General features: G+C 66.4%; 18 protein-coding genes. 6 read left to right on the forward strand and 12 right to left on the reverse strand.

The features are described from left to right. Positions 1–28: 28 nt before the first annotated feature. Positions 29–814: a Stf0 family sulfotransferase gene (locus ACOEQ1_RS01480; protein WP_419757461.1), complete on the forward strand. Its 786-nt coding sequence runs from the start codon at positions 29–31 to the stop codon at positions 812–814. A gap of 3 nt (positions 815–817) precedes the next feature. Here the strand turns inward: ACOEQ1_RS01480 and rodA are convergent, their stop codons facing one another. The 6 genes from rodA to ACOEQ1_RS01510 all read right to left on the reverse strand — a co-directional run bounded on the left by rodA (position 818) and on the right by ACOEQ1_RS01510 (position 6997). Beyond that, positions 818–1972 carry a rod shape-determining protein RodA gene (gene rodA, locus ACOEQ1_RS01485; protein ID WP_419757462.1) on the reverse strand — a complete coding sequence of 385 codons (1155 nt, stop codon included), beginning with the start codon at positions 1970–1972 and terminating at the stop codon, positions 818–820. A gap of 24 nt (positions 1973–1996) precedes the next feature. Then, positions 1997–3868 (reverse strand): penicillin-binding protein 2, encoded by a 1872-nt coding sequence (gene mrdA / locus ACOEQ1_RS01490; protein WP_419757463.1) that lies wholly within the window; start codon positions 3866–3868, stop codon positions 1997–1999. A gap of 55 nt (positions 3869–3923) precedes the next feature. After that, a complete protein-coding gene (locus ACOEQ1_RS01495; protein ID WP_419757464.1) occupies positions 3924–4469 on the reverse strand; it encodes a rod shape-determining protein MreD in 546 nt (181 codons plus the stop codon). Between the two features lie 3 nt (positions 4470–4472). Further along, complete coding sequence (gene mreC, locus ACOEQ1_RS01500) at positions 4473–5336, reverse strand: rod shape-determining protein MreC (RefSeq protein ID WP_419757465.1); 864 nt, start codon at positions 5334–5336, stop codon at positions 4473–4475. Between the two features lie 161 nt (positions 5337–5497). Continuing rightward, positions 5498–5920 carry a GFA family protein gene (locus ACOEQ1_RS01505; RefSeq protein WP_419757466.1) on the reverse strand — a complete coding sequence of 141 codons (423 nt, stop codon included), beginning with the start codon at positions 5918–5920 and terminating at the stop codon, positions 5498–5500. 33 nt (positions 5921–5953) lie between these two features. Continuing rightward, complete coding sequence (locus ACOEQ1_RS01510) at positions 5954–6997, reverse strand: rod shape-determining protein (RefSeq protein WP_419757467.1); 1044 nt, start codon at positions 6995–6997, stop codon at positions 5954–5956. Positions 6998–7138: 141 nt separating this feature from the next. On the opposite strand from ACOEQ1_RS01510, the gene scpB reads away from it, so the two are divergent. From scpB to serS, 4 genes are all read left to right on the forward strand, one after another. After that, positions 7139–7807, forward strand: a complete 669-nt coding sequence (scpB, locus tag ACOEQ1_RS01515) for an SMC-Scp complex subunit ScpB (protein ID WP_419757468.1) — start codon at positions 7139–7141, stop codon at positions 7805–7807. Between the two features lie 57 nt (positions 7808–7864). Beyond that, on the forward strand, positions 7865–8377 hold the full coding sequence (locus ACOEQ1_RS01520) for a twin-arginine translocase subunit TatB (protein WP_419757469.1): 513 nt from the start codon (positions 7865–7867) through the stop codon (positions 8375–8377). Positions 8378–8449: 72 nt separating this feature from the next. Next, entirely contained in the window at positions 8450–9202 is a 753-nt protein-coding gene (gene tatC / locus ACOEQ1_RS01525) for a twin-arginine translocase subunit TatC (protein ID WP_419758612.1), read from the forward strand. 33 nt (positions 9203–9235) lie between these two features. Further along, on the forward strand, positions 9236–10504 hold the full coding sequence (serS, locus tag ACOEQ1_RS01530) for a serine--tRNA ligase (RefSeq protein WP_419757470.1): 1269 nt from the start codon (positions 9236–9238) through the stop codon (positions 10502–10504). Between the two features lie 52 nt (positions 10505–10556). Here serS and ACOEQ1_RS01535 read toward each other — a convergent pair whose 3' ends face one another. From ACOEQ1_RS01535 to ACOEQ1_RS01545, 3 genes are all read right to left on the reverse strand, one after another. Further along, positions 10557–11978, reverse strand: a complete 1422-nt coding sequence (locus ACOEQ1_RS01535; protein ID WP_419757471.1) for an ArnT family glycosyltransferase — start codon at positions 11976–11978, stop codon at positions 10557–10559. 88 nt (positions 11979–12066) lie between these two features. Further along, positions 12067–13362, reverse strand: a complete 1296-nt coding sequence (locus ACOEQ1_RS01540; RefSeq protein ID WP_419757472.1) for an autotransporter strand-loop-strand O-heptosyltransferase — start codon at positions 13360–13362, stop codon at positions 12067–12069. 102 nt (positions 13363–13464) lie between these two features. Further along, complete coding sequence (locus ACOEQ1_RS01545) at positions 13465–14241, reverse strand: sulfite exporter TauE/SafE family protein (RefSeq protein ID WP_419757473.1); 777 nt, start codon at positions 14239–14241, stop codon at positions 13465–13467. Between the two features lie 209 nt (positions 14242–14450). On the opposite strand from ACOEQ1_RS01545, the gene ACOEQ1_RS01550 reads away from it, so the two are divergent. Then, positions 14451–15326, forward strand: coding sequence for an SDR family oxidoreductase (locus tag ACOEQ1_RS01550; RefSeq protein ID WP_419757474.1), 876 nt, complete (start codon positions 14451–14453; stop codon positions 15324–15326). Positions 15327–15433: 107 nt separating this feature from the next. On the opposite strand, the gene gyrB is transcribed toward ACOEQ1_RS01550, so the two are convergent. Genes gyrB through dnaN form a run of 3 tightly spaced genes read right to left on the reverse strand, consistent with a single transcriptional unit; the run spans position 15434 to position 20253 of the window. Then, the gene (gene gyrB, locus ACOEQ1_RS01555) at positions 15434–17902 is read right to left on the reverse strand and encodes a DNA topoisomerase (ATP-hydrolyzing) subunit B (RefSeq protein ID WP_419757475.1); all 2469 of its coding nucleotides are present in this window, start codon (positions 17900–17902) and stop codon (positions 15434–15436) included. Between the two features lie 49 nt (positions 17903–17951). Then, positions 17952–19133 carry a DNA replication/repair protein RecF gene (recF, locus tag ACOEQ1_RS01560; protein ID WP_419757476.1) on the reverse strand — a complete coding sequence of 394 codons (1182 nt, stop codon included), beginning with the start codon at positions 19131–19133 and terminating at the stop codon, positions 17952–17954. After that, complete coding sequence (gene dnaN / locus ACOEQ1_RS01565) at positions 19126–20253, reverse strand: DNA polymerase III subunit beta (protein ID WP_419757477.1); 1128 nt, start codon at positions 20251–20253, stop codon at positions 19126–19128. Before dnaN ends, recF begins: the two co-directional genes overlap by 8 nt. Positions 20254–20276: the final 23 nt, after the last annotated feature.

Below are 20276 nucleotides of genomic sequence, written 5' to 3' on the forward strand. Positions count from 1 at the left end.
AAGCCTGTGGAACCCTGAATAATCGCCCATGGCTCTCGACGCGCCCCGGCTGATCGTTCCGCCCGCGCTGGCCGGCCTGGACCGCCATCACCGGGACCCTGTCGGTCGGCTGTTCGGACTTGAGCCGCCGCGCAGCGTCATCGACCCGTCGCTCAAGTTCCTGTTCGTCTGTTTCACCAACCGCTGCGGATCGAATTATCTTGCCCGGCTGATCGCCTCCACCGGCATTCTGAACGTGGCGGAGGAGGTGTTCAACGCGCCGGCGGTGGAGGAGCACGCCCTGCGCGAGGGGCTGCGGTCCCTGCACGACTACGTCAACTTCCTGGGCCGGCGGCTGACCATGAGCGGCTGGCTCACCGCCAAGCTCGGCATCGAGCAGCTGTTGATGCTGACCGAGGCCGGCATCCTCGACGCCATCATCGGGCGGACCAGCTTTCTCCTCATCGAGCGGCAGGACATCGCGGCGCAGGCGGTCTCGCGCCTCGTCGCCATGCAGAACAGCGCGTGGACCTCCCAGCACGTCCCGGTCATGCCGGACGACCAGCTCATCTACTCGCGGGCCGAGATCGACAAGCAGCGCGCGATCGTCACTTTCGACAACCAGGCATTTTACCGCTTTTTCGCCACCAACGGCCTGGCGCCCAAGCACCTCGCCTACGAGGCGGTGGTGCGGTCGCCCGAGCGGCATCTGGCGGAGATCGGCGCCTGGCTCGGTTTCGAGCGCTTCATCGGGGATGCGGCGGCGATCGGCATCCGCCGGCAGGAGAGCGCCCTCAAGCAGGCGTGGCTGGAGCGATACCGGCGCGGCGACTGAGCGTCACTTGCCGGGCGGCCAGCTATTGGCCTCGGGGAACTCCACGTCCCGATGCACGTGCACGGACATCAGGATGCCGAAGGCGAGCATCGCCGTGATCAGCACGGACCCGCCATAGGAGATCAGCGGCAACGGCACGCCGCCCACCGGGATCGCGCCCATCACCATGGCGATGTTGACGAACACGTAGAGGAACAGGTCGACGCTGATGCCGAGCGCCACCAGCCGCCCGAACTGGTGACGGCATCGGAGTGCTATGAGCATGCCGCCCAGCACGATCAGCAGCAGCAGGAACAGCACGGACAGGCTGCCGACGAGCCCGAACTGCTCGGCGATGAGGTCGAAGATGAAGTCCGTCTGCTTCTCGGGCAGGAAGTCGAGGTTGCCCTGGCTGCCGTTGAGGAAGCCGCGCCCCAGCATGCCGCCCGACCCGAGCGCGATCTTCGACTGGATGATGTTGTAGCCGGTGCCGAGCGGATCGCGTTCCGGATGCATGAAGGTGATGATGCGTTGGCGCTGGTAGTCGTGCAGATGGTTGTAGGCGATCGGCAGCGCCGCGCCGAGCGCGCCTATGATGAGGACGAACTTCCACCAGCGCACCCCGGCGGCGAGGAAGATCGACGCGCCGATGGTGCCGGTGATGACCGCCGTCCCGAGGTTCGGTTCCTTGAGGATCAGCGCCACCGGCAGCAGCACCGCGAGCGTGGGCGGCACCAGGAACAGCACCTTGCCAACGCGCTCGTAGCTCGCCCGGTGGAACCAGTGGGCGAGGGCCAGCGCCAGGAAAATCTTCATGAGTTCGCTGGGCTGCAGCTGGAAGCCGCCGATGGCGATCCATCGTTGGGCCCCTTTGCCGACATGGCCGTACCGGGCCACGATGAGCAGCAGCACGATGCCGAGCGCGTAGAGCCACCACGACCATTTGGCGATGATGCGGATGTCGGTCATGGCGAGCGCGATCATCAGCACCAGCCCGATGAAGAAGCGGACGAGTTGCTTTTGGGCGTAGGGCTGGGGCGAGCCGCCCGCCGCCGTATAGAGGGCGACGTAGCCGACGGCGGCGAGGCAGCAGATCAGCAGCAGATAGAACCAGTTCGTCTGCCAGACCTTGCCCGCGATGCCGAGCGAGCCCTCCCGCCACAGCCGGCGCTCCATCATGCCCGGTACCTCACGCCCGATACCTCATGAGCTATGGATCGGCGGCGGTGTCACGACCGGCGTCAGCGGCGCGTCCCGCCCCGCCGGGTCGAGCGTCAGCGCACTCGTCATGATGTCGCGCGCGATCGGGCCGGCCACGTCGGCGCCGGCGTTGCCGTGCTCCACCACCACCGCCACCGCATAGCGCGGCGCGTCGAAGGGCGCGAAGCCCATGAAGAGGGCGTGCGGCCGCAGAGCCCACGGCAGGTTCATGGAGTTGAAGCCGCGTTCGCGCGCAGCCCGCCCGATGCGGATGACCTGGGCGCTGCCTGTCTTGCCCGCCATCTGCACCCCCGGGAGGTTGAGACGGGCGGCCGGCGCGGTGCCTCCAGGCGCGTTCACGACGTCCCACATGCCCTCGCGGACGAGCGACAGATAATGTGGCGAGAGGCTCATCTCCGGCCAGTCGGCGGCTACCGCACCGTTTTGGAGAACGGCGTCGCGATGGCGGGCGACGTGTGGCCCGACGGCCACCCCGGTAGCGACACGGGAGCAGAGCGTGGCCAGCGACAAGGGCGTCGCCAGAATGAAGCCCTGACCGATGCCGCTGATGACGGTGTCGCCCAGCTCCCAGCGCTTGCCCGCGCGCTCGCGCCAGGCTCTCGTCGGCATGAACCCGGTCGCGACGTTGGTGATATCCATGCCGGTGTCGACGCCGATGCCGAAGCGGTTGGCCATCGCGGCGAGCGGCCCGATGCCGGTGCGAAGCGCCACGTTGTAGAAAAATACGTCGCAGCTGTTCTTCAGGCCGCCACGCACATCCAGTGGGCCATGGCCACCGCGCCGCCAGCAGTAGAAGCGGGCATTGCCGAGATCGAGATGGCCCGGACAGAAGATGATATCGTAAGGGCCGATGGCCCCGGAGCTGAGCCCCGCCATGGCCGTGACGGTCTTGAAGGTCGAACCCGGCGGATAGAGCCCCGCCGCCGCCTTGTTCACGAGAGGCTTGCGTGGATCGTTCATCCAGCTCTGCCACTGCGTGTTGCTCACCCCGGCGTCGAACAGGCTGGGGTCGAAGCTCGGCTGGCTGACCATCGCCAGCACCTCGCCGTTGCGCGGGTCCATGACAACGGCGCTGGCGCTCAGACCTTGCAGGCGGTCTGCCGTCGCCTGCTGCAGCGCGCTGTCGACGCTGAGGCCGAGGTCGATCCCCGGCGTACCCTCCTGCCGATCGAGTTCCCGGATCACCCGCCCGACCGCATTGACCTCCAGCTGCTGGGCCCCCGCATGGCCCCGCAGCTCAAGATCGTCGTAACCCTCGGCCCCGCTGCGGCCGACCCGCGACCCGGGCATGGCGAGCGTCGGGTCCGCCTTGATGTCGTCCTCGTGCGGCGGCCCGACATAGCCGACGACATGGGCCAGCAGATCGCTCGCCGGGTAAATGCGCGTCGAGCCCACGTCGATCAGCACGCCGGGCAGCGCGGGCGCGTTGACCTCGATCAGCGCCATCTGGTCCCAGGTCAGGAAATCCTGCAGCAGCACCGGCACGTAGCGCTGATGGGTGCGCAGCTCGCGCAGGATGCGGGCGCGCTCGCTGTCGGACAGCGGCACGAGCTTCGAGAACGCGTCGAGCACCGAGCCGGTGTCATTGGTCTGCTCGACCATCAGGAGGGCGCGCCAGTTCTGCTTGTTGGTGGCGACGGCCACGCCGAACCGGTCGAAGATGCGGCCGCGCGAGGCCGGCAGCAGGCGCACGCTGACGGAATTGCCCCGCGCCATCGCCATGTATTTGGCGCCGTCGACCACCTGCATCTTGTACAGGCGAGCGCCCAGCAGCCCGAAGACCGTGATCTCTCCACCGGCCACGAGCAGGGCACGGCGGGTAAAGACCCCGCTGCGCATGACTTCCTTCTTCATGGGCAGGTCATAGCAGCCGGGGGGCCGCCGGGGCGTGTATCTTTCGCAAGCTCCATCACACCCGCTCGGGCGCGGCGACCGAGCGGTGCGCGCGGGTGAAGCCGGTCGCGAGTACGGGGTAGAGCCCCGTTGCGAGCAGGAACTGAAAGATCGCGGCGATCGGCGGATAAATCGCCCAGTTCATCAGGCAAGCGAACGCATATTGCAGGGTCGACGCCACGCCGGCGACGGCCACGAACACCACCCAGACGAACAGAAAGCCCTTCTGAGGGAGGAACCGTCGGCTGCGGAGCACCAGCAGCTGCGTCAGCAGCAACACGAGCACGAAGCTGCCGATCGGCATTTCGCCCAGCAGATCGGCAAGGAGGCCGATGAGGAAGACCAGCGGGGGCGGCACGGAGCTTGGACGGAAGAGCGTCCAGAAGAAGATCGCCGCCAGTGTGAAGGCTGGCATCAGCTGTGCCTGCCCCGGAAGGCCGAACGGGGCCGTGAGCAGGATCATGCCGATGATCGTGGTGCCGGCGGGGAAGCCGAGGCGCGCGGCCCTGTCCAGTCTTTGGCCCCAGCTGCTCCGCGGCCGGATGCCGGGCAACTTGTCCACGCGTCACCGGCCCAGATTGTGCTGCCGGCCAAGCGGCGCTTCGGGTGCCACGACCGTGGTGTCGCCGTAGTCGAACAACCGGACCATGGCGAGGTGGTCGAGGTCCGCTTCCGGATAGACCTGGGCCACATGATCGGCGTTGTAGTGGACCGTCCCGAGCGGCAAGCCGGTCGGAAAGGCGCCCGCCGCGGCGCTCGTCACCACGCGCTCGCCTTCGACCGGGGCTTCCCCTTCCGGCCAATACGTCAGAACCGGGAAGGCGCCGTTGGTGCCTTCCATGATCGCGTGCCCGCCGCTGGTTTCCAACACCACGGGAATGCGGCTGTTGATGTCGGTGATGAGCAGCACGCGGGCGCTGCGGGTGCCGACCTCGGTGACGCGGCCGACCACACCTCGGTTATCGAGGGCGATTTCGCCCTTGACGATATGGTGCGGCGGGGTCACCGCCAGCAGGACGGAGCGGGCATAGACGCCGCCTGAGTCCGCAACCACCGGGGCAGTGGTGAAGACCGGAGCCGCCGGCGGCATCCAGTTCAGCTCTGCCTTGAACTCCTGATTTTCCGCCTGCAGCGCCAAGGCGGCGGCTTGCCAGCGACGGAGGTTTTCGTTCTCCGCCCGCAGCCGGACGTTCTCTGCCCGCATGTTCCAGAGCTCGGCGATGTCGCCGCCGAAGCCGCGCACATCCGCCAGCGGCTGAGCCATGCTGGCGTAGATCGGCGAGAGGATGTCGGTCAGGGCGACGCGTACTTCGACGGCCAGAACCGCATCGGCCTTCCCGATCAGCATCAATCCGAACGCGGCGGCGATCAGGACTGGAAGGGACAGTTTTTCCAGCGCTTGGCGGACGGGAACAGACAGCCGTATCACCTTGCCCGCATCTCCGATCGCCAACCTTTGGAAGATGGGGGCTATACGCGCGGGCGCGCCGATAATCGAATATTAAATGTGCCCGAGGTATCTCGGCTGCCCCGCAGCCATGACGGGGAGCGCTCGATCTGGCCATTGCCTCGGCGGCAATCTCGGAGGTCTCATTCCGAAGCCGCTTTCTGGCCGATGACCCGGGGCTCCCGCACATAGCCGAAGCCGGGTCCGCCCGACCAGGCGCGTCCGTCCGGATAGCGGAGTTCGATGCCGGCGAGGTCGCCTTCATCCGCCAGCGACATATTGACGCCGGTCTGGACGTTGCCGAATTTCGAGATGGCGCTTGCCGTCAGAGTGAAATGCGTCGTCGCACCGCATCGGCCGCAGAAGTGGATTTCCGCGGCCGGATCATCTTTGTCTTCCCGGCTATAGTCTTCGGTCGCGCCCTCGATGCTGACATCGGCGGGGTGGAAATAGGACCAGCGGGCGCCGGACTTGCGGCAGAGCGTGCAATTGCACTCGTTGATGAAGTCCGGTCGCTTTGCCACGTCGATGCGGACCTGACCGCAGAGGCAGGTGAGTTTCAGCATGACCGTCGTCTCTCAGCGGCAGCGCCCGGCGGCTTAATACATCGTCGTCAGCACGTTCTGCAGGCGCTTCATCTCCTCCAGCGCGCGGCCGGTGCCGAGCGCCACGCATTGCAGCGGCTCCTCGGCGACCACGACCGGAAGCCCCGTCTCGTCCCGCAGCACCTGATCGAGCCGGTGCAGCAGCGCGCCGCCGCCGGTCAGCACGATGCCCTTGTCGACGATGTCGGCGGAAAGTTCAGGCGGCGTATTTTCCAGCGCCACCTTCACCGCCTCGACGATCGCGCTGACCGGTTCGGCGAGGCTCTCGGCGATCTGCCGCTGGCTCACCATGACCTCGCGCGGCACGCCGTGCATGAGGTCGCGGCCCTTGACCTCGCGGTAGGGGCCGTCGATGCCCGGCGCGTCCGTCATCGCGGCGCCGATATCCATCTTGATCCGCTCGGCGGTGCTCTCGCCGATGAGCAGGTTATGGTTGCGGCGGATGTAGCTGATGATCGCCTCGTCCAGCTTGTCGCCGCCCGTGCGGACGCTGCGGGCATAGACGATGCCGCCGAGCGAGATCACGGCGACCTCGGTGGTGCCTCCACCGATATCCACCACCATGCTGCCCGAGGGCTCGGTCACCGGCAGGCCGGCGCCGATCGCGGCGGCCATCGGTTCCTCGATGAGCAGCACCTTGCGGGCGCCGGCGCTCTCGGCGCTTTCCTGGATCGCCCGCCGCTCGACGGCCGTCGAGCCCGAGGGCACGCAGACGATGATGAGCGGGCTCGCGAAGCCGCGGCGATGGTGCACCTTGCGGATGAAGTGCTTGATCATCTCCTCGGCGACCTCGAAATCGGCAATGACGCCGTCCCGCATCGGGCGGATGGCCTGGATGTTTCCGGGCGTGCGGCCGAGCATGCTCTTGGCCTCTTCACCCACGGCCAGCACCTGCTTCTTGCCGCGCACATCGGCGATGGCGACGACGGAGGGCTCGTTCAGCACGATGCCGCGGCCTTTGACATAAACGAGGGTGTTTGCCGTCCCGAGGTCGATCGCCATGTCGGCGGACATCATTCCGAGAAGCCGAGAGAACATAAAGACCGAACCTTCCACGCGCGCAGCACCGCGCGGGGCTTACCCGTGGGGGAATGCGATCACAAGAGGGCGCCAGCCTCAGCCAGCCACGCGGGTGCTTGCCGTGATCCGGGGATTCACCTACCGCTTCGTGTCAGGAGCATGGACCGACTCCATGGGCGTGACCTTCCGATGACGGTATCCGACGACAGTCTTCGCCTCGCCGAGGCGCTCATCTTCGCTTCCGCGGCACCGGTGACGCTGCGGGCTCTGACTGGCCTCCTGCCCGAAGAGGACGAGGCGGAGGAGGTTCTTGCCGGCCTGCGCGACCTCTACGCCGGCCGAGGGGTGGAACTGGTGGAGGTCGCGGGCGGCTTTCAGTTCCGCACCGCGGCCGATCTGGCCCCACGCCTGACCCGTATCATCGAGGTGCCGCGCCGCCTGCCTCGCGTCGCGATGGAGACGCTCGCCATCATTGCCTACAAGCAGCCTGTCACGCGCGGCGAGATCGAGGAGGTGCGCGGCACCGCACTCTCCCAGAACACCATCGACGCGTTGCTTGAGGCGGAGCTGATCGCCCCCTGCGGCCGCAAGGACGGGCCCGGCCGGCCGACGCTCTGGGCGACGACGCCGGCGTTCCTCGCGAAATTCGGGCTCAAGTCGCTCAAGGATCTCCCCCGCCGCGAGGACCTCATGAACGACACCGCGCTGATGGCGGCGGCTCCCCAGGCCGACGTGGCCGAGGAAGCCCCCGCCGAGGAAGCCCACGCCGAGGAAACACTCGTCAGGGAGCCTCAGACCGAAGAGCCTGGAGCGGACCAAGGCGCCTGAGGTTTCCCAACCCCGGACTTCCTGCTAGCAGTCCCGTCGGGGGAGCAACCGGCAAGCATGTTCGATTTTCTGTCCTGGCCGCATATCGCCGTCATCGCGGCGGCCGCTTTGATCTTCATCGGCCCGAAGGATATGCCGGTGGCGATCCGCTCGATCACCACCATGCTCAAGAAGGCGCGCCGCATGGCGGGCGACTTCCAGGGCCAGATGGACGAGCTGGTGAAGGAGGCCAACCTTCAGGAGGTTCGGGACGGCATCGCGGAACTCCGCGGCGGCCTCAACGTCCGCCATCAGATCGGCCGGATGATCGACCCGGACAACACCATCAAGTCCGCGTTCAGCGACCCGCTGTCGACGACAACGCCCATCGCCGCCGGGCGGCCATCGAGCCCCGCCTCCGAGCCGGTGGAGAGCGTCGCCGTGGGTCAGTTCCCGGAATACACCATCGCCCGGCCGGAGGATCTGGAACCTGCCATGGCAGGTGAGCCGCAGCGCCCTGCCTTCGTTCCGCCCGGTATCAGCTTGACGGAACAGCGCCCGGCCTTCATCCCGCCCGGTATCCGCCGGTAACGGCACTCACCTGAACATCCGAGGCAGCCGTTCGTGGCCCGCGACGACAACGACATCATCGACGACAAGCCGATGCCCCTGCTGGACCATCTGTCCGAGCTGCGTCGCCGGCTCCTATGGTCAGGCGTTGGCTTCATCATCGCCTTCCTGATCTGCTACCACTTCTCCTTCCAGATTTACTCCTTCATCGCCCATCCGCTGGTGGAGGTGCTCAAAAGCCGCGGGCAGACGCCACGCCTCATCTACACCCAGCTGTACGAAGCGTTCTTCACCTACATCAAGGTCTCGGTCTACGCGGCCTTCTTCGTTTCTTTTCCGCTCATCTCGACCCAGCTCTGGCTGTTCATCGCTCCGGGCCTCTACCGCAGCGAGAAGAAGGCGCTGCTGCCCTTTATCGCCGCCACGCCCATACTGTTCCTCGCGGGCGCCGCGCTCGCCTACTACTTCATCTTCCCCATCGCCTTTCGCTTCTTCCTGAGCTTCCAGACGCCCTCCGCCCATCCGGCGGCGGACGGCATGCAGATCGAGCTGATGGCGCGCGTGTCCGATTACCTCGGCCTCGTCATGAAGCTGGTCTTCGCTTTCGGCGTTGCCTTCGAGCTGCCGGTGGCGCTCACGCTGATGGGCAAGGTCGGCATCATCCGCTCCAAGACGCTGAAGAAATTCCGGCGCTACGCCTATGTCGGCTGCTTCGTGATCGCCGCGATCCTGACGCCGCCGGATGTGCTCACCCAGACCGGTCTCGCCGTGCCGCTGATCCTGCTTTACGAGATATCGATCTTCTCGGTTCGTCTTGTGGAACCAAAGCTGGATGAGGACGTATAACCGTTCCCTCCGACTGACCGAGAACCTCCAGCCATGCATGACATCCGCGCCATCCGTCTCGATCCCGCTGGCTTTGACGCGGCGATGTCGCGGCGCGGGCTCGGCGCCCAGAGCGAGGCGATCCTGGCGCTCGACGCCAGCCGCCGCGCAAACCTCGGGCTGCTCCAGGAAAAGCAGGCGAAGCGGAACGAGTTGTCCCGCGAGATCGGTCGGGCAAAGCGCGAGGGCAACGTGACCGAGGCGCTGGAGGCTCAGGCCGTCACCCTCCGCATCGAGATGGATCTACTGCAATCGCAGGCCGATGAGGTCGACGCGCAGATCAAGGGCGTGCTCGAGGCGCTGCCCAACATACTCGCGGCCGACGTGCCGGAGGGGCGCGAGGAGAGCGCCAACGTGGTCCTGAAAACCTGGGGCGAGCCACCTGCCTTCGATTTCGCGCCGCGCCAGCATTTCGAGTTGGGCGAGGCGCTCGGGCTGATGGATTTCGCCAGCGCCGCCAAGCTCGCCGGATCGCGCTTCACCGTGTTGCGTGGGCCGCTCGCGCGGCTGGAGCGGGCGCTCGGTCAGTTCATGATCGACCTCCACACGACGGAGCACGGCTACGAGGAGATGGTGGTGCCGTCGCTGGTGAACGACGCCACCGCCTACGGCACGTCGCAACTGCCGAAGTTCGCCGAGGACCTGTTCCGCACCACGGACGGGCGCTGGCTCATTCCGACGGCGGAGGTGCCGCTCACCAACATGGCGGCCGGCGAGATCACGCCGGTGGCGCGCCTTCCCTGGCGGATGACGGCGCTGACGGATTGTTTCCGCAGCGAGGCGGGGTCCGCCGGGCGCGATACGCGCGGCATGTTGCGTCAGCACCAGTTCCGCAAGGTGGAGATGGTCTCCATCACCCACCCGGATGCAAGCGCCGACGAGCATGAGCGCATGACCCGCTGTGCCGAGACGGTGCTGGAGCGGCTGGGGCTGCCGTACCGCCGGATGCTTCTTTGCTCGGGGGACACAGGGTTCGGTGCGGCGAAGACCTTCGATCTGGAGGTCTGGTTGCCGGGGCAGGGCGCGTGGCGGGAGATCAGTTCCTGCTCCAACATGCGGGACTTCCAGGCGAGGCGGATGAACGCGCGGTTCCGCGCGGCCGACGGCAAGACGCTGGGGTTCGTCCATACGCTCAACGGCTCGGGTCTCGCGGTCGGCCGCGCGCTGATCGCGGTGATGGAGACCTGTCAGCAGGCTGATGGCTCGATCATCGTGCCGGAGGCGCTGGGTCCATACATGGGCGGGATTGTTCGCATCGGCTAAGGAAGCGGTGGTTCCTTTTCTCGACAAGAAGCCGCTGCCTGTTCTCTGTAGCTTAGCCGGCTGCCGCCTTGGGCACCCATATCGTGAACTCCGGGGTGCGGAGAGAGATCGTGTAGTTTGCCAGAAGGGTCTGCAGGAACAGCATCGTGTAGCGTGCATGCGTCCGCGTCGGCGGTTCCGGCCTGTCGTAGTCGCCGATTTCGACCATACCGAGCCGCCTGTCCTTGACCAGCTCGACGATGTCACTCTCTTTGATCCTGCCCAGCCTGATCTGGTCACGGACGAAATAGGGATCGAAGGCCGATGCCTTTCCTGCACGCTCACACATGAGCAGGTTTTCGCAGACAACGGGAGAGGACGAGCTTCTGAGAAGCTTAACGCCTCTGGCAAAGTCATCCTGCATCTGAGGGAGATTGCGCCACTCGCTCAGGCCCACGGAGATTTTTCTGGGCAGCAGGCAAGCCGGCAGCAGCACCAGAAGCAGCAGCAAGGCAACGGATCGTCTCGCCGGTAAGGCGGGCGTCCGTTGAAAATAATCTTCGTAGGCAATGACGACGATGACGCAGTTCAGGACCATGGCCTCGAAGAACATATTGCCTCCGGTGCCATCTCCTCCCGAGAGTACAAGGCCCAGACCGTGCGCGGCCAGCCATGCCAGTATCAGAGGCCGGCGCTCGACCGAGGCCCGGTTGCGAAACGCCCAGACAGCCGCAATCCCGACGTAGGGCAGAAAGACCAGAAGATACAGACCGCCTTGCGACACTGCGTCAGCGACGCGGTAGGCGCGCCCGCGCATGAGATCGGACAGAAAGTACGGCCCGTCGATGACGTGAGTCGCCAGGAGCAACACGGCGACCGACACCAGTCCAGCGGTCGCCCAATAAAACAGCGGTCGCCATGCACGGCCGATGAGCAAGCTCAACCCTGCTCCAATCGGTAGAGCGACAAGATTCTGCTTCGTGAAGAGCGCGATCACGAACAGAGCCGCGGACAGGCATCCGCTGCGGGCCGATCTTGGATGCTTTATCAAAACGTAAAACGCGGTGACCTCGAAGGCCATCCCCAGCAGTTGGGGATCGTTGACCCCGATGCGGTTCGGCATCCAGACTTCGAGCAGCAAGACAAAGAGCAGCGCCGCGCAGGCGCCGGCATAGCCTGTCGTGGTGAACAGCCTCGTTACCAGCCGGATGACCCAGCAAACGACGGCCAGGGAGACGAGGGAGATGATCCGGCCGGTCGTCGTGACGCTACCTGTCAGCCAGCTCAACAACCCGATCAGATGGAACGACAGCGGCGGATAGTTGGTGATCTCGAACTTCGGCGGAGCGCTGTACAGAGCGATCAGATATGCGGCGCTTCGGTCCCGGTAGGCGTTCCACCCTTCATCGTAGTCGAACTGCACATTGGCCGTGACGCGCAGGAGCAGCGGCCAGGCGGTGCCGATGAGGGTCACCGCCAGTATCAGCGCGGTCACCCTCCAGAATTCTGCGCCGGATGCCGAAGTCCCAACAGGCGGATGATCAGAACGCCAGGCTCTTCTCAACGCGCCGCTTGCCTGTCCGTCAGGCAGCCGCCGCAATCGCGGGCACGCGCTTGAGCGCGCCGATGACCTGCTCGCCCGTGATCAAACGGGTGCATTCGAACTGCCGGTCCGTCCCCTTGTGCCGCGGGCAATACAGAAAATCCTTGTGGTCGAAGCGATGCCGTACATCGTTCCAGCAACTGTTGCAGGTGTGCCAGTTGATGACGCGGTAGGGCGTGTCGAATTCATTGTTCGGGTGGGTGAAGCCGCTCACCATCACCACCGGGCAGCCCGCTGCCCAGGCGAGCCAAGATAGCCCGCTGCTCAGCCCGACGAAAGCCGTGCAATGGCGCAGCCAGCGTGCGCGCTCCGTCAGCGGGCGGTCTCCGGTCTCGTCCTCCACCCCATGAGGAATGGCGTTCCACACGATCCCCTGGCCGTTCACGGCCTTCTGGTCGATGCAGATCACCCGGAAGCCGCGCCCTTTCAGGAAAGCAATGACCTCCCGCCACCCGTGCGGGTTCGTCCAGTGCTTGCATTGGGTCGAGGCCTGGACCGCCACGCAGACGTAGGGCTCGTCGATCGGCCGGCTCTCATCCGGCAGGGTGATCCGCGGCACCTCCTCGGTGGGGTCGACGCCGAGGATATATCCCGCGGTACGGTGCAGCCCGACATGCCGGAAATCCGTCGGTTGCCACTCGAAGCTGGCATCGTCGAAGAACAGGCCGAGGCAGTACGTCGCGTAGGCGGCCTCGGAAAGCTTCTGCTCCACCACCTGCTCATGGGTAACGAGCCGTATATGCGGATAGGTGCCTTGCAGCAGAGGGATGATGAGGCCCGACATCGCGCAGGTCACCCGCGCGCCATGGACGGCGGCGAAGCGGACGGCGTACGAGAACCACCCGATGGTGTCGCCCAGCGTGCCGACAGGGAAGTGGATCAGCACGTCGCGGCCGCGCACGTCATACTCGTGGCTGAATACGGGCGTGGCCTCGCCGCCCGCGTCGACATCCCAGACATCGATACCGAAACGCACGAAAAAGCGTTTGGAGGAGCGGACGAACGCGCCCTTGTTGTCGCTCAGGAAGAGGATGTTGCCGGTGTCGAGATCGCGCAGGCGGACCCGCCAGCTACCCTCGGTGCGATTGGGCAGCACCACGCGAGCGCCGTGGTTGATGTCGAAGCGGATGCCGTCGGGCCCATGCTGCGTAGGGGTATCGGCAGGCGGCGGAAAGCTCGCCTTTGAAGGCCCTGCGGCCGCAGGCGGCTCAGCCGGGGTGACGACGGGGGCCGGCGTCGCCGGGGGCTCGGACACATCCAGCTCATCGGCCGGCATGGCTGTTCGCGCGTCTCCATCCATAGGCCTCGCCCTCATCCAAGATCGGCCTGTACCTTACCGCAACGATCGGCACCTACCAACGCATGATATTCCGGGCGTCTAAGTGAGCATTTTTATCCCGACGAGGATGAGAACCACGCTAAGCGCCGGTTTCAGCCAAACCTCCGACACATAGCGGGCGCCGTAGCTGCCGAGCAGAATGCCGGGGATCGAGCCGACCAGCAGCGATTCGAGCAGCTTGAAGTTTACGGCGCCCAGATACCAATGTCCGATCCCGGCGATGAGCGTGAGCGGCACCGCATGGGCGATGTCCGATCCGACGATCTTCACCACCGGCAGGCGCGGATAGAGGAACAGCAGCGCGATGGTGCCGAGGGCGCCCGCGCCTACCGACGAGATCGACACCACCACGCCGACCACGAAGCCGACGACCACGGTCAGCCAGACGGCCGTATGGAGGCCGAAGTCGGGGTTCCGCTGCACGGCGACGCGGATGACCCGGTCCTTGACGATCAGGGACACTGCGCTGAGCAGGAGCGCGATGCCCAGCACGAGCGAGATCAGCGAGGTGACGGCTTTGCTCGTGGTGCCGAAATGGGCGATGACGATGAGCGTGAGGATCGTCGCCGGAATGGACCCGAGCGCCATCCAGCCGACGATCCGCCAGTCGACGGTCTTGCCGGCGTTGTGGATGGTCGTGCCGACGCTTTTGGTCACGGCGGCGAACAACAGGTCCGTGCCGACGGCCGTAGAGGGGTGAAAGCCGAAGACGAGCACCAGCAGCGGGGTCATCAGCGAACCGCCGCCGACCCCGGTGACGCCGACCAGCAGACCCACCAGCAGGCCCGATACGACATAGGCGGGCGATAAGCCCATCAGACCACTCCATGACAGCCTTGACCGGGCGACAGCCCGTTCAATACGCAAAACCTTCGTTTAACGTCAATAAACGCGCCTCGGATCGTAGAATCCACCTCGCGGGATCGTGACGGCTCATCCGTCCGTGATCGAGGGTGAGGCAGGCGCGTGCAGCGTTTGGCGCACCAAGTAGCGGCTGCATCCAACACTGACGGAGCCGAGCCGCAATGAGCGCCACCACGTCCAAAGATCCAACCGCTCCCGCTTTGCCGGATGCGAGCCGTCTGCCGAATGCACCCTACCATGCGGTGCTCACCGGGCAGCCGGCTATCGTCACCGGCGCCAACTCCGGGATCGGGAAGGCGGTTGCCCTCGGCTTGGCCCGTGCCGGCGCGGATGTGGTGGTCAACTACGTCACGCACCCCGAGACGGCCGAAGAGGTGGCGCACGAGATCGAGGGCATGGGCCGCCGCGCCATCGCGTTGCAGGCGGATGTCAGCAAGGAAGATGATGTCGAGCGGATGTATGCTGCCGCGATAGCGGAGTTCGGCACGCTCCATATCTCGGTCAGCAATGCGGGCTTGCAGCGGGATTCGGCTCTCGACGAGATGACCCTGGACCAATGGAACACGGTGATCTCCATCAACCTGACCGGGCAGTTTCTTTGCGCCCGCTCGGCGACGCGGGAGTTCAAGAAGCGCGGCGTCGTGTCCGCCGTTTCTCAGGCCGCGGGCAAGATCATCTGCATGAGTTCGGTGCATCAGATCATTCCCTGGGCGGGCCATGCAAACTACGCCGCATCCAAAGGCGGCATCGACCTGCTGATGAGAAGCATCGCGCAGGAACTGGCGCCGCACTTCATCCGGGTGAACAGCATCGCGCCCGGCGCGATCCGCACGCCCATCAACACGGCAGCTTGGAACACGGACAAAGCCTATTCCGATCTGATGACGCTCGTTCCCTACAAGCGCATCGGCGAGCCTGACGACATCGCGCAGGCGGCCGTATGGCTCGCTTCGGAGGCGTCCGATTATGTCACCGGCGCGACGCTCTACGTCGACGGCGGCATGACGCTGTATCCGGGATTCGCCACCGGCGGCTGACCGCATCTCGGAGCGAGGAGCCGAGGCGCTCGCCGCCCACAGCGCGACCGGCGCGTCATGGCGGCTCTCGGCGCCGGGAACGCGCCGGGTGACAGGCGACGCTCCGGTCAGATATCCAGGTTGGCGACCTTCAGTGCGTTGCCCACGATGAAGTCGCGCCGTGGCTCCACCACATCGCCCATCAGCGTCGAAAACACCTGCGCGGCTTCCTCGGCATCACCGATCTTCACCTGCAACAACGTCCGCAAATCCGGGTCCAGCGTCGTCTTCCACAGCTGGTCCGGGTTCATCTCGCCAAGACCCTTGAACCGCTGGATCGCGAGGCCGCGTCGGCCATGCCCGAGGATCGCATCGAATGCCGCGGCTGGCCCGGCAACGCGCTCCTCCCGGCTGTCGAGCTTCAGCACCGCCGGCTGTCCGAACTCCTCGGCAATCCGGCGGGCCCGTTCGGCCAGCCACCGCGCATCGGCGCTGCGCAGAGCCGCGGCATCCAGCGAGTAGCGCTCGCCAACGCCGCGGAGGCGCCGGGCGAGCGTGATCCCGCCCGGCACGTCGCCTGTGCCGATCCACCCCGCTTCCCCGTCCAGCAGCAGCGTGTTCAGCCGCTCGGCGAGGGCCTGCGCGTGCGTCAGAGCATCGGTGTCGTCCGCCGGCACCGCAAGCGCCCCGGCGATTGCCGCCTGTTCCAGAATGGCGGCCGGCGCCGTCGTCGCCAGCCGGCGGACGCGGTTCCAAGCTTCGCGCAGAAAGCCGACTTCGGCCTCAAGCTCAGGCCCTTGGAGGACCTCGCCGTCGGCATAGGTCAGTCTGGCCTCGGCGAGCGCCTTGCTGAGCAGGAAGTCTTCGAGCGCGCGGTCATCCTTCAGGTAGCGTTCGTCGTTGCCGCGCTTGGCGCGATAGAGCGGCGGCTGCGCGATATAGAGGTGCCCGCGCGTAATCAGCTCCGGCATCTGCCGGAAAAAGAACGTCAGCAGCAGGGTCCGGATATGTGAGCCGTCAACGTCGGCGTCCGTCATGATGACGATCCGGTGGTAGCGCAACTTCTCGATGTTGAAGCCGCCCTGCTCGGGCTCGCCGGTGCCGATGCCCGCGCCGAGCGCTGTGATCAGCGTGCCGATTTCCGCGCTGCCCAGCATGCGGTCGAAGCGCGCCCGCTCGACATTCAGGATCTTGCCTTTCAGCGGCAGGATCGCCTGGAACTTGCGGTCACGACCCTGCTTGGCAGAGCCGCCCGCCGAATCTCCCTCGACGATAAAGATCTCGCACTTCGACGCGTCGCGCTCCTGGCAGTCGGCGAGCTTGCCCGGCAGCGTTGACACATCAAGCACGCCCTTCCGGCGCGTGAGTTCGCGTGCCCGGCGGGCGGCCTCGCGCGCGCTCGCCGCATCCATCACCTTCGTGACGATGGCGCGTGCTTCGCGAGGGTGCGTCTCCAGCCAGTGCGCGATGGCGTCGGAGGCCGCCGCCTGCACCGCGGGCGTCACTTCCGAGCTCACCAGCTTCTCTTTGGTCTGCGACGAGAACTTCGGGTCCGGCACCTTTACCGAGAGCACCGCCGTCAGGCCCTCGCGCATGTCGTCGCCGGTCAGCGTGAGGCTGTCCTTCTTGCTCAGGGCTTCCGCGTATTTCGTCAGCACGCGGGTCAAAGCCTGACGGAAGCCCGAGAGGTGCGTGCCGCCGTCCCGTTGCGGGATGTTGTTGGTGAAGCAGAGCATCGTCTCGTGGTAGGAATCGTTCCAGGAGAGCGCGAACTCCACCCGGATGCCGCTTGCCTTGTCCTCGAGGTTGCCGGTGACCGGCAGCGCGAACAACGGTGCCCGCGCGCGGTCGAGCCATTCCACGAAGGCCACCAGTCCGCCCTCGTAGAAGAAGCGCGTCTCCACCGCCGGGGCGTGCCGCTCGTCCCGCAGGGTCACGTCCAGGCCCGAGTTCAGGAATGCGAGTTCGCGCAAGCGGCGCTCGAGGATCGCGTAGTCGAATTCGATATGCGTGAAGGTGCCCGCGCTCGGCTTGAAGATGATCTCGGTGCCGTGCTCCCGCTCGCTCGGACCTACCTCCACGAGTGGCGCGTCCGGCTCGCCGTGCTGGAACCGCATGAAATGCTCGCGGTGTTCCCTCCAGATCCGCACCTCCATCCATTCGGAGAGCGCGTTGACCACGGCCGCGCCCACGCCGTGCAGGCCGCCGGAAACCTTGTAGGAGTTCTGGTTGAACTTGCCGCCGGCGTGCAGCCGGGTCAGCACCAACTCCGCGGCGGAGATGTTTTCCTCCGGATGGATGTCGGTCGGGATGCCGCGCCCGTCGTCGCGCACGGTGACCGAGCCGTCCCCGTTCAGGCTGACCTCGACCTTGGTGGCGTATCCCGCCTGCGCCTCGTCGACCGCGTTGTCGATGACCTCGAAGGCCATGTGGTGCAGGCCGGAGCCGTCATCCGTATCGCCGATATACATGCCCGGCCGCTTGCGGACGGCATCCAGCCCCTTGAGAACGGAGATCGAGGCGGCGTCATAGACATGGACTTCGGGCGCATGAATTTCGGCGGGAGACTCAGGCGTAGGCGCGGCGGGATCGGACATGCCGAAATTCACTCCAGGATGCGGGGATTGGCTCGCATCATAGCGATTCTCAGGGCGCAGGCCTAGTTAAACCAGGGTTTTGTTGCAGACCGGCGGCCATGCAAAGCATGAACTCGGCCCGACCGCGCAATAAACCAAACGGCGCCGCGTCGACGCCCGTGAGAAATACCTGAGCGGGCACCCGAAGCAACGCCTCCAGCAGCGCCGTGCGGTGACCTTCATCCAGATGCACCAGAGGCTCGTCCAGCAGAAGCCAGGGTGCGAAGCCGCGCGCCTCGCCGATCACCATGGCATGTCCGAGCACGGTCCCGAGCAACAGCGCCTTCTGCTGCCCGGTGGAGGCGAGCGCCGCCGGCCGTCCGCTCGCGAGGTCAGCCAGCGCGAAATCGGCCCGGTGGGCGCCGAGCGAGGCCGAACCGGAAGCCGCATCGGCGGTGCGCGCCGCCGCCAGCGCCTCCCGCAGCCACTCCTCGACAGCCAGCGCCGGCGCATGGTCGAGCCGGTCGCCGATCGGGCAGAGCAGGGACAGCCGCGCCGCGGGGAACGGCGCCACGGCCCCCGCCGCCAACATGGCGTTGAGGCGCCCGACCAGCGCCCGCCGCCCCGCCGTCGCCGCCACCGCGTGCCGTGCCATGCCGTCCTCCAGCCCGGCGATCCAGGCCGGATCGGCGCGGACCTCGGCCAGCAGGCGGTTACGCCGGCTCATGGCCGCGTCGTGCGCCGCCACCTCGCGCGCATGGGCCGGGTCCAGCGCCCAGACCAGCCGGTCGAGAAACCGCCGCCGCCCGCTCGGGCTTTCGCCGAACAGCCGGTCCATCTGCGGCGTGATCCACGAGATCGCGGTGTGCGTCGCCAGTTCCGCCTGGCTCGCCGGCGCGCCATCCAGCCGCACCACGCGGCGCTCGCTGACCTCAGGGCCACTCCCGGTGCCGATGACGAGCGGTTCCGCCAGATCGGGCGTCCGCACCCGCGCGGCGACGGCCCAGCTCGTTCCGCCCTCCGGACGCAGGCGGGGAAACTCGGCGGCCCGCGCCTGTCGAAGGCCACGGCCTGGCCCGAGCAGCGAGATCGCCTCCAGCAGGTTCGTCTTGCCGCTGCCGTTGGGGCCCGAGATCACGGAGATCCGCGCCTCCGGCCGCCAGCTCAACGCCGCATAGTTGCGGAAGTCGGTGAGGTCGAGGCGCGTGAGGCGAAACTGCGGTAAAGCTGACGGGCCGGGCGCCTCAGACACGCATCGGCATCAGCACGTAGAGCGCGCTCGTGTCGCCCGCGTCCCGCACCACCGTGGGCGCCGAACCGTCCGAGAACAGGAACTCGACCTCGCCGCCGATCTGGTCCGTGATGTCGTTGAGGTAGCGCGCCTGAAACCCGATCTCGAGCGGCGTCGAGCTGTAGGTGACGCGGCCCTCGTCCAGCTCCTCGGTGGCCGAGCCCTGTTCGGGACTTGCCGCCGACAGCGTCAGCAGGTCGCGATCTAGCGCCATCTTCACGGGGCGGGACCGCTCGGTCGAAATCGCGGAGACCCGGGCCACCGCCTCGGCGAAGTCCTTCTTGCCGACGCGCAGGATTTTGTCGTTGTCGCGAGGGATGACGCGCTCGTATTCCGGGAAGGTGCCGTCGATGAGTTTGCTGGTCAGCCGCACGTTGCCGAGCGTGAACTGGATGCGCGTGTCGGAAAGCGCGATCTCGATATCGTCCTGGCTCTCGTCGAGCAGCTTGCGCGCTTCGGCCACCGTCTTGCGCGGGATGATGACGCCCGGGATGTCGGCGGCACCCTCCGGCAGCGGCGCCTCGACGCGGGCCAGCCGATGCCCGTCGGTCGCCACCGCCCGCAGCACGCGCACCCCATCCGCGCCCATCGCGGTGTGGAGGTAGATGCCGTTGAGGTAGTAGCGCGTTTCCTCGGTGCTGATCGCGAAGCGCGTGCGGTCGATCATGCCGCGCAACAGCTGTGCTCCGAGCTTGAAGGAGAAGGGCAGGGTGCCCGCCGTCATCGAGGGGAAGTCGTCGACCGGCAGCACCATCAGGCTGGTGGTGTAGCGGCCTGCGCGCAACCCGAGCGGCGCGTCTCCGCCGGGATGGTTGAGTTCGACCTCGGCCCCCTCGGGCAGCTTCCGCACGATCTCGTAGAGCGTCGCGGCGGGCGCCGTGGCGGCGCCTGCCTGCGCCGTCGTGGCGGCCACCTGCTCGACGATGGCGATCTCCATGTCCGTGGCCGTCAGCGTCAGCGCGTCATCCTTCACGCTCATCATCAGATTGGCGAGGATGGGGATCGTGTTGCGCTTCTCGACCACGCTCTGCACATGGGCGAGAGCCTTCAGCAGAACCGCGCGCTCGGCCTTGAACTTCATGGTCTAACCCCGGATAGCCTGAA

The organism is Acidisoma sp., from assembly GCF_965199065.1.
In the GTDB taxonomy this organism is placed as follows: Bacteria; Pseudomonadota; Alphaproteobacteria; order Acetobacterales; family Acetobacteraceae; genus Acidisoma.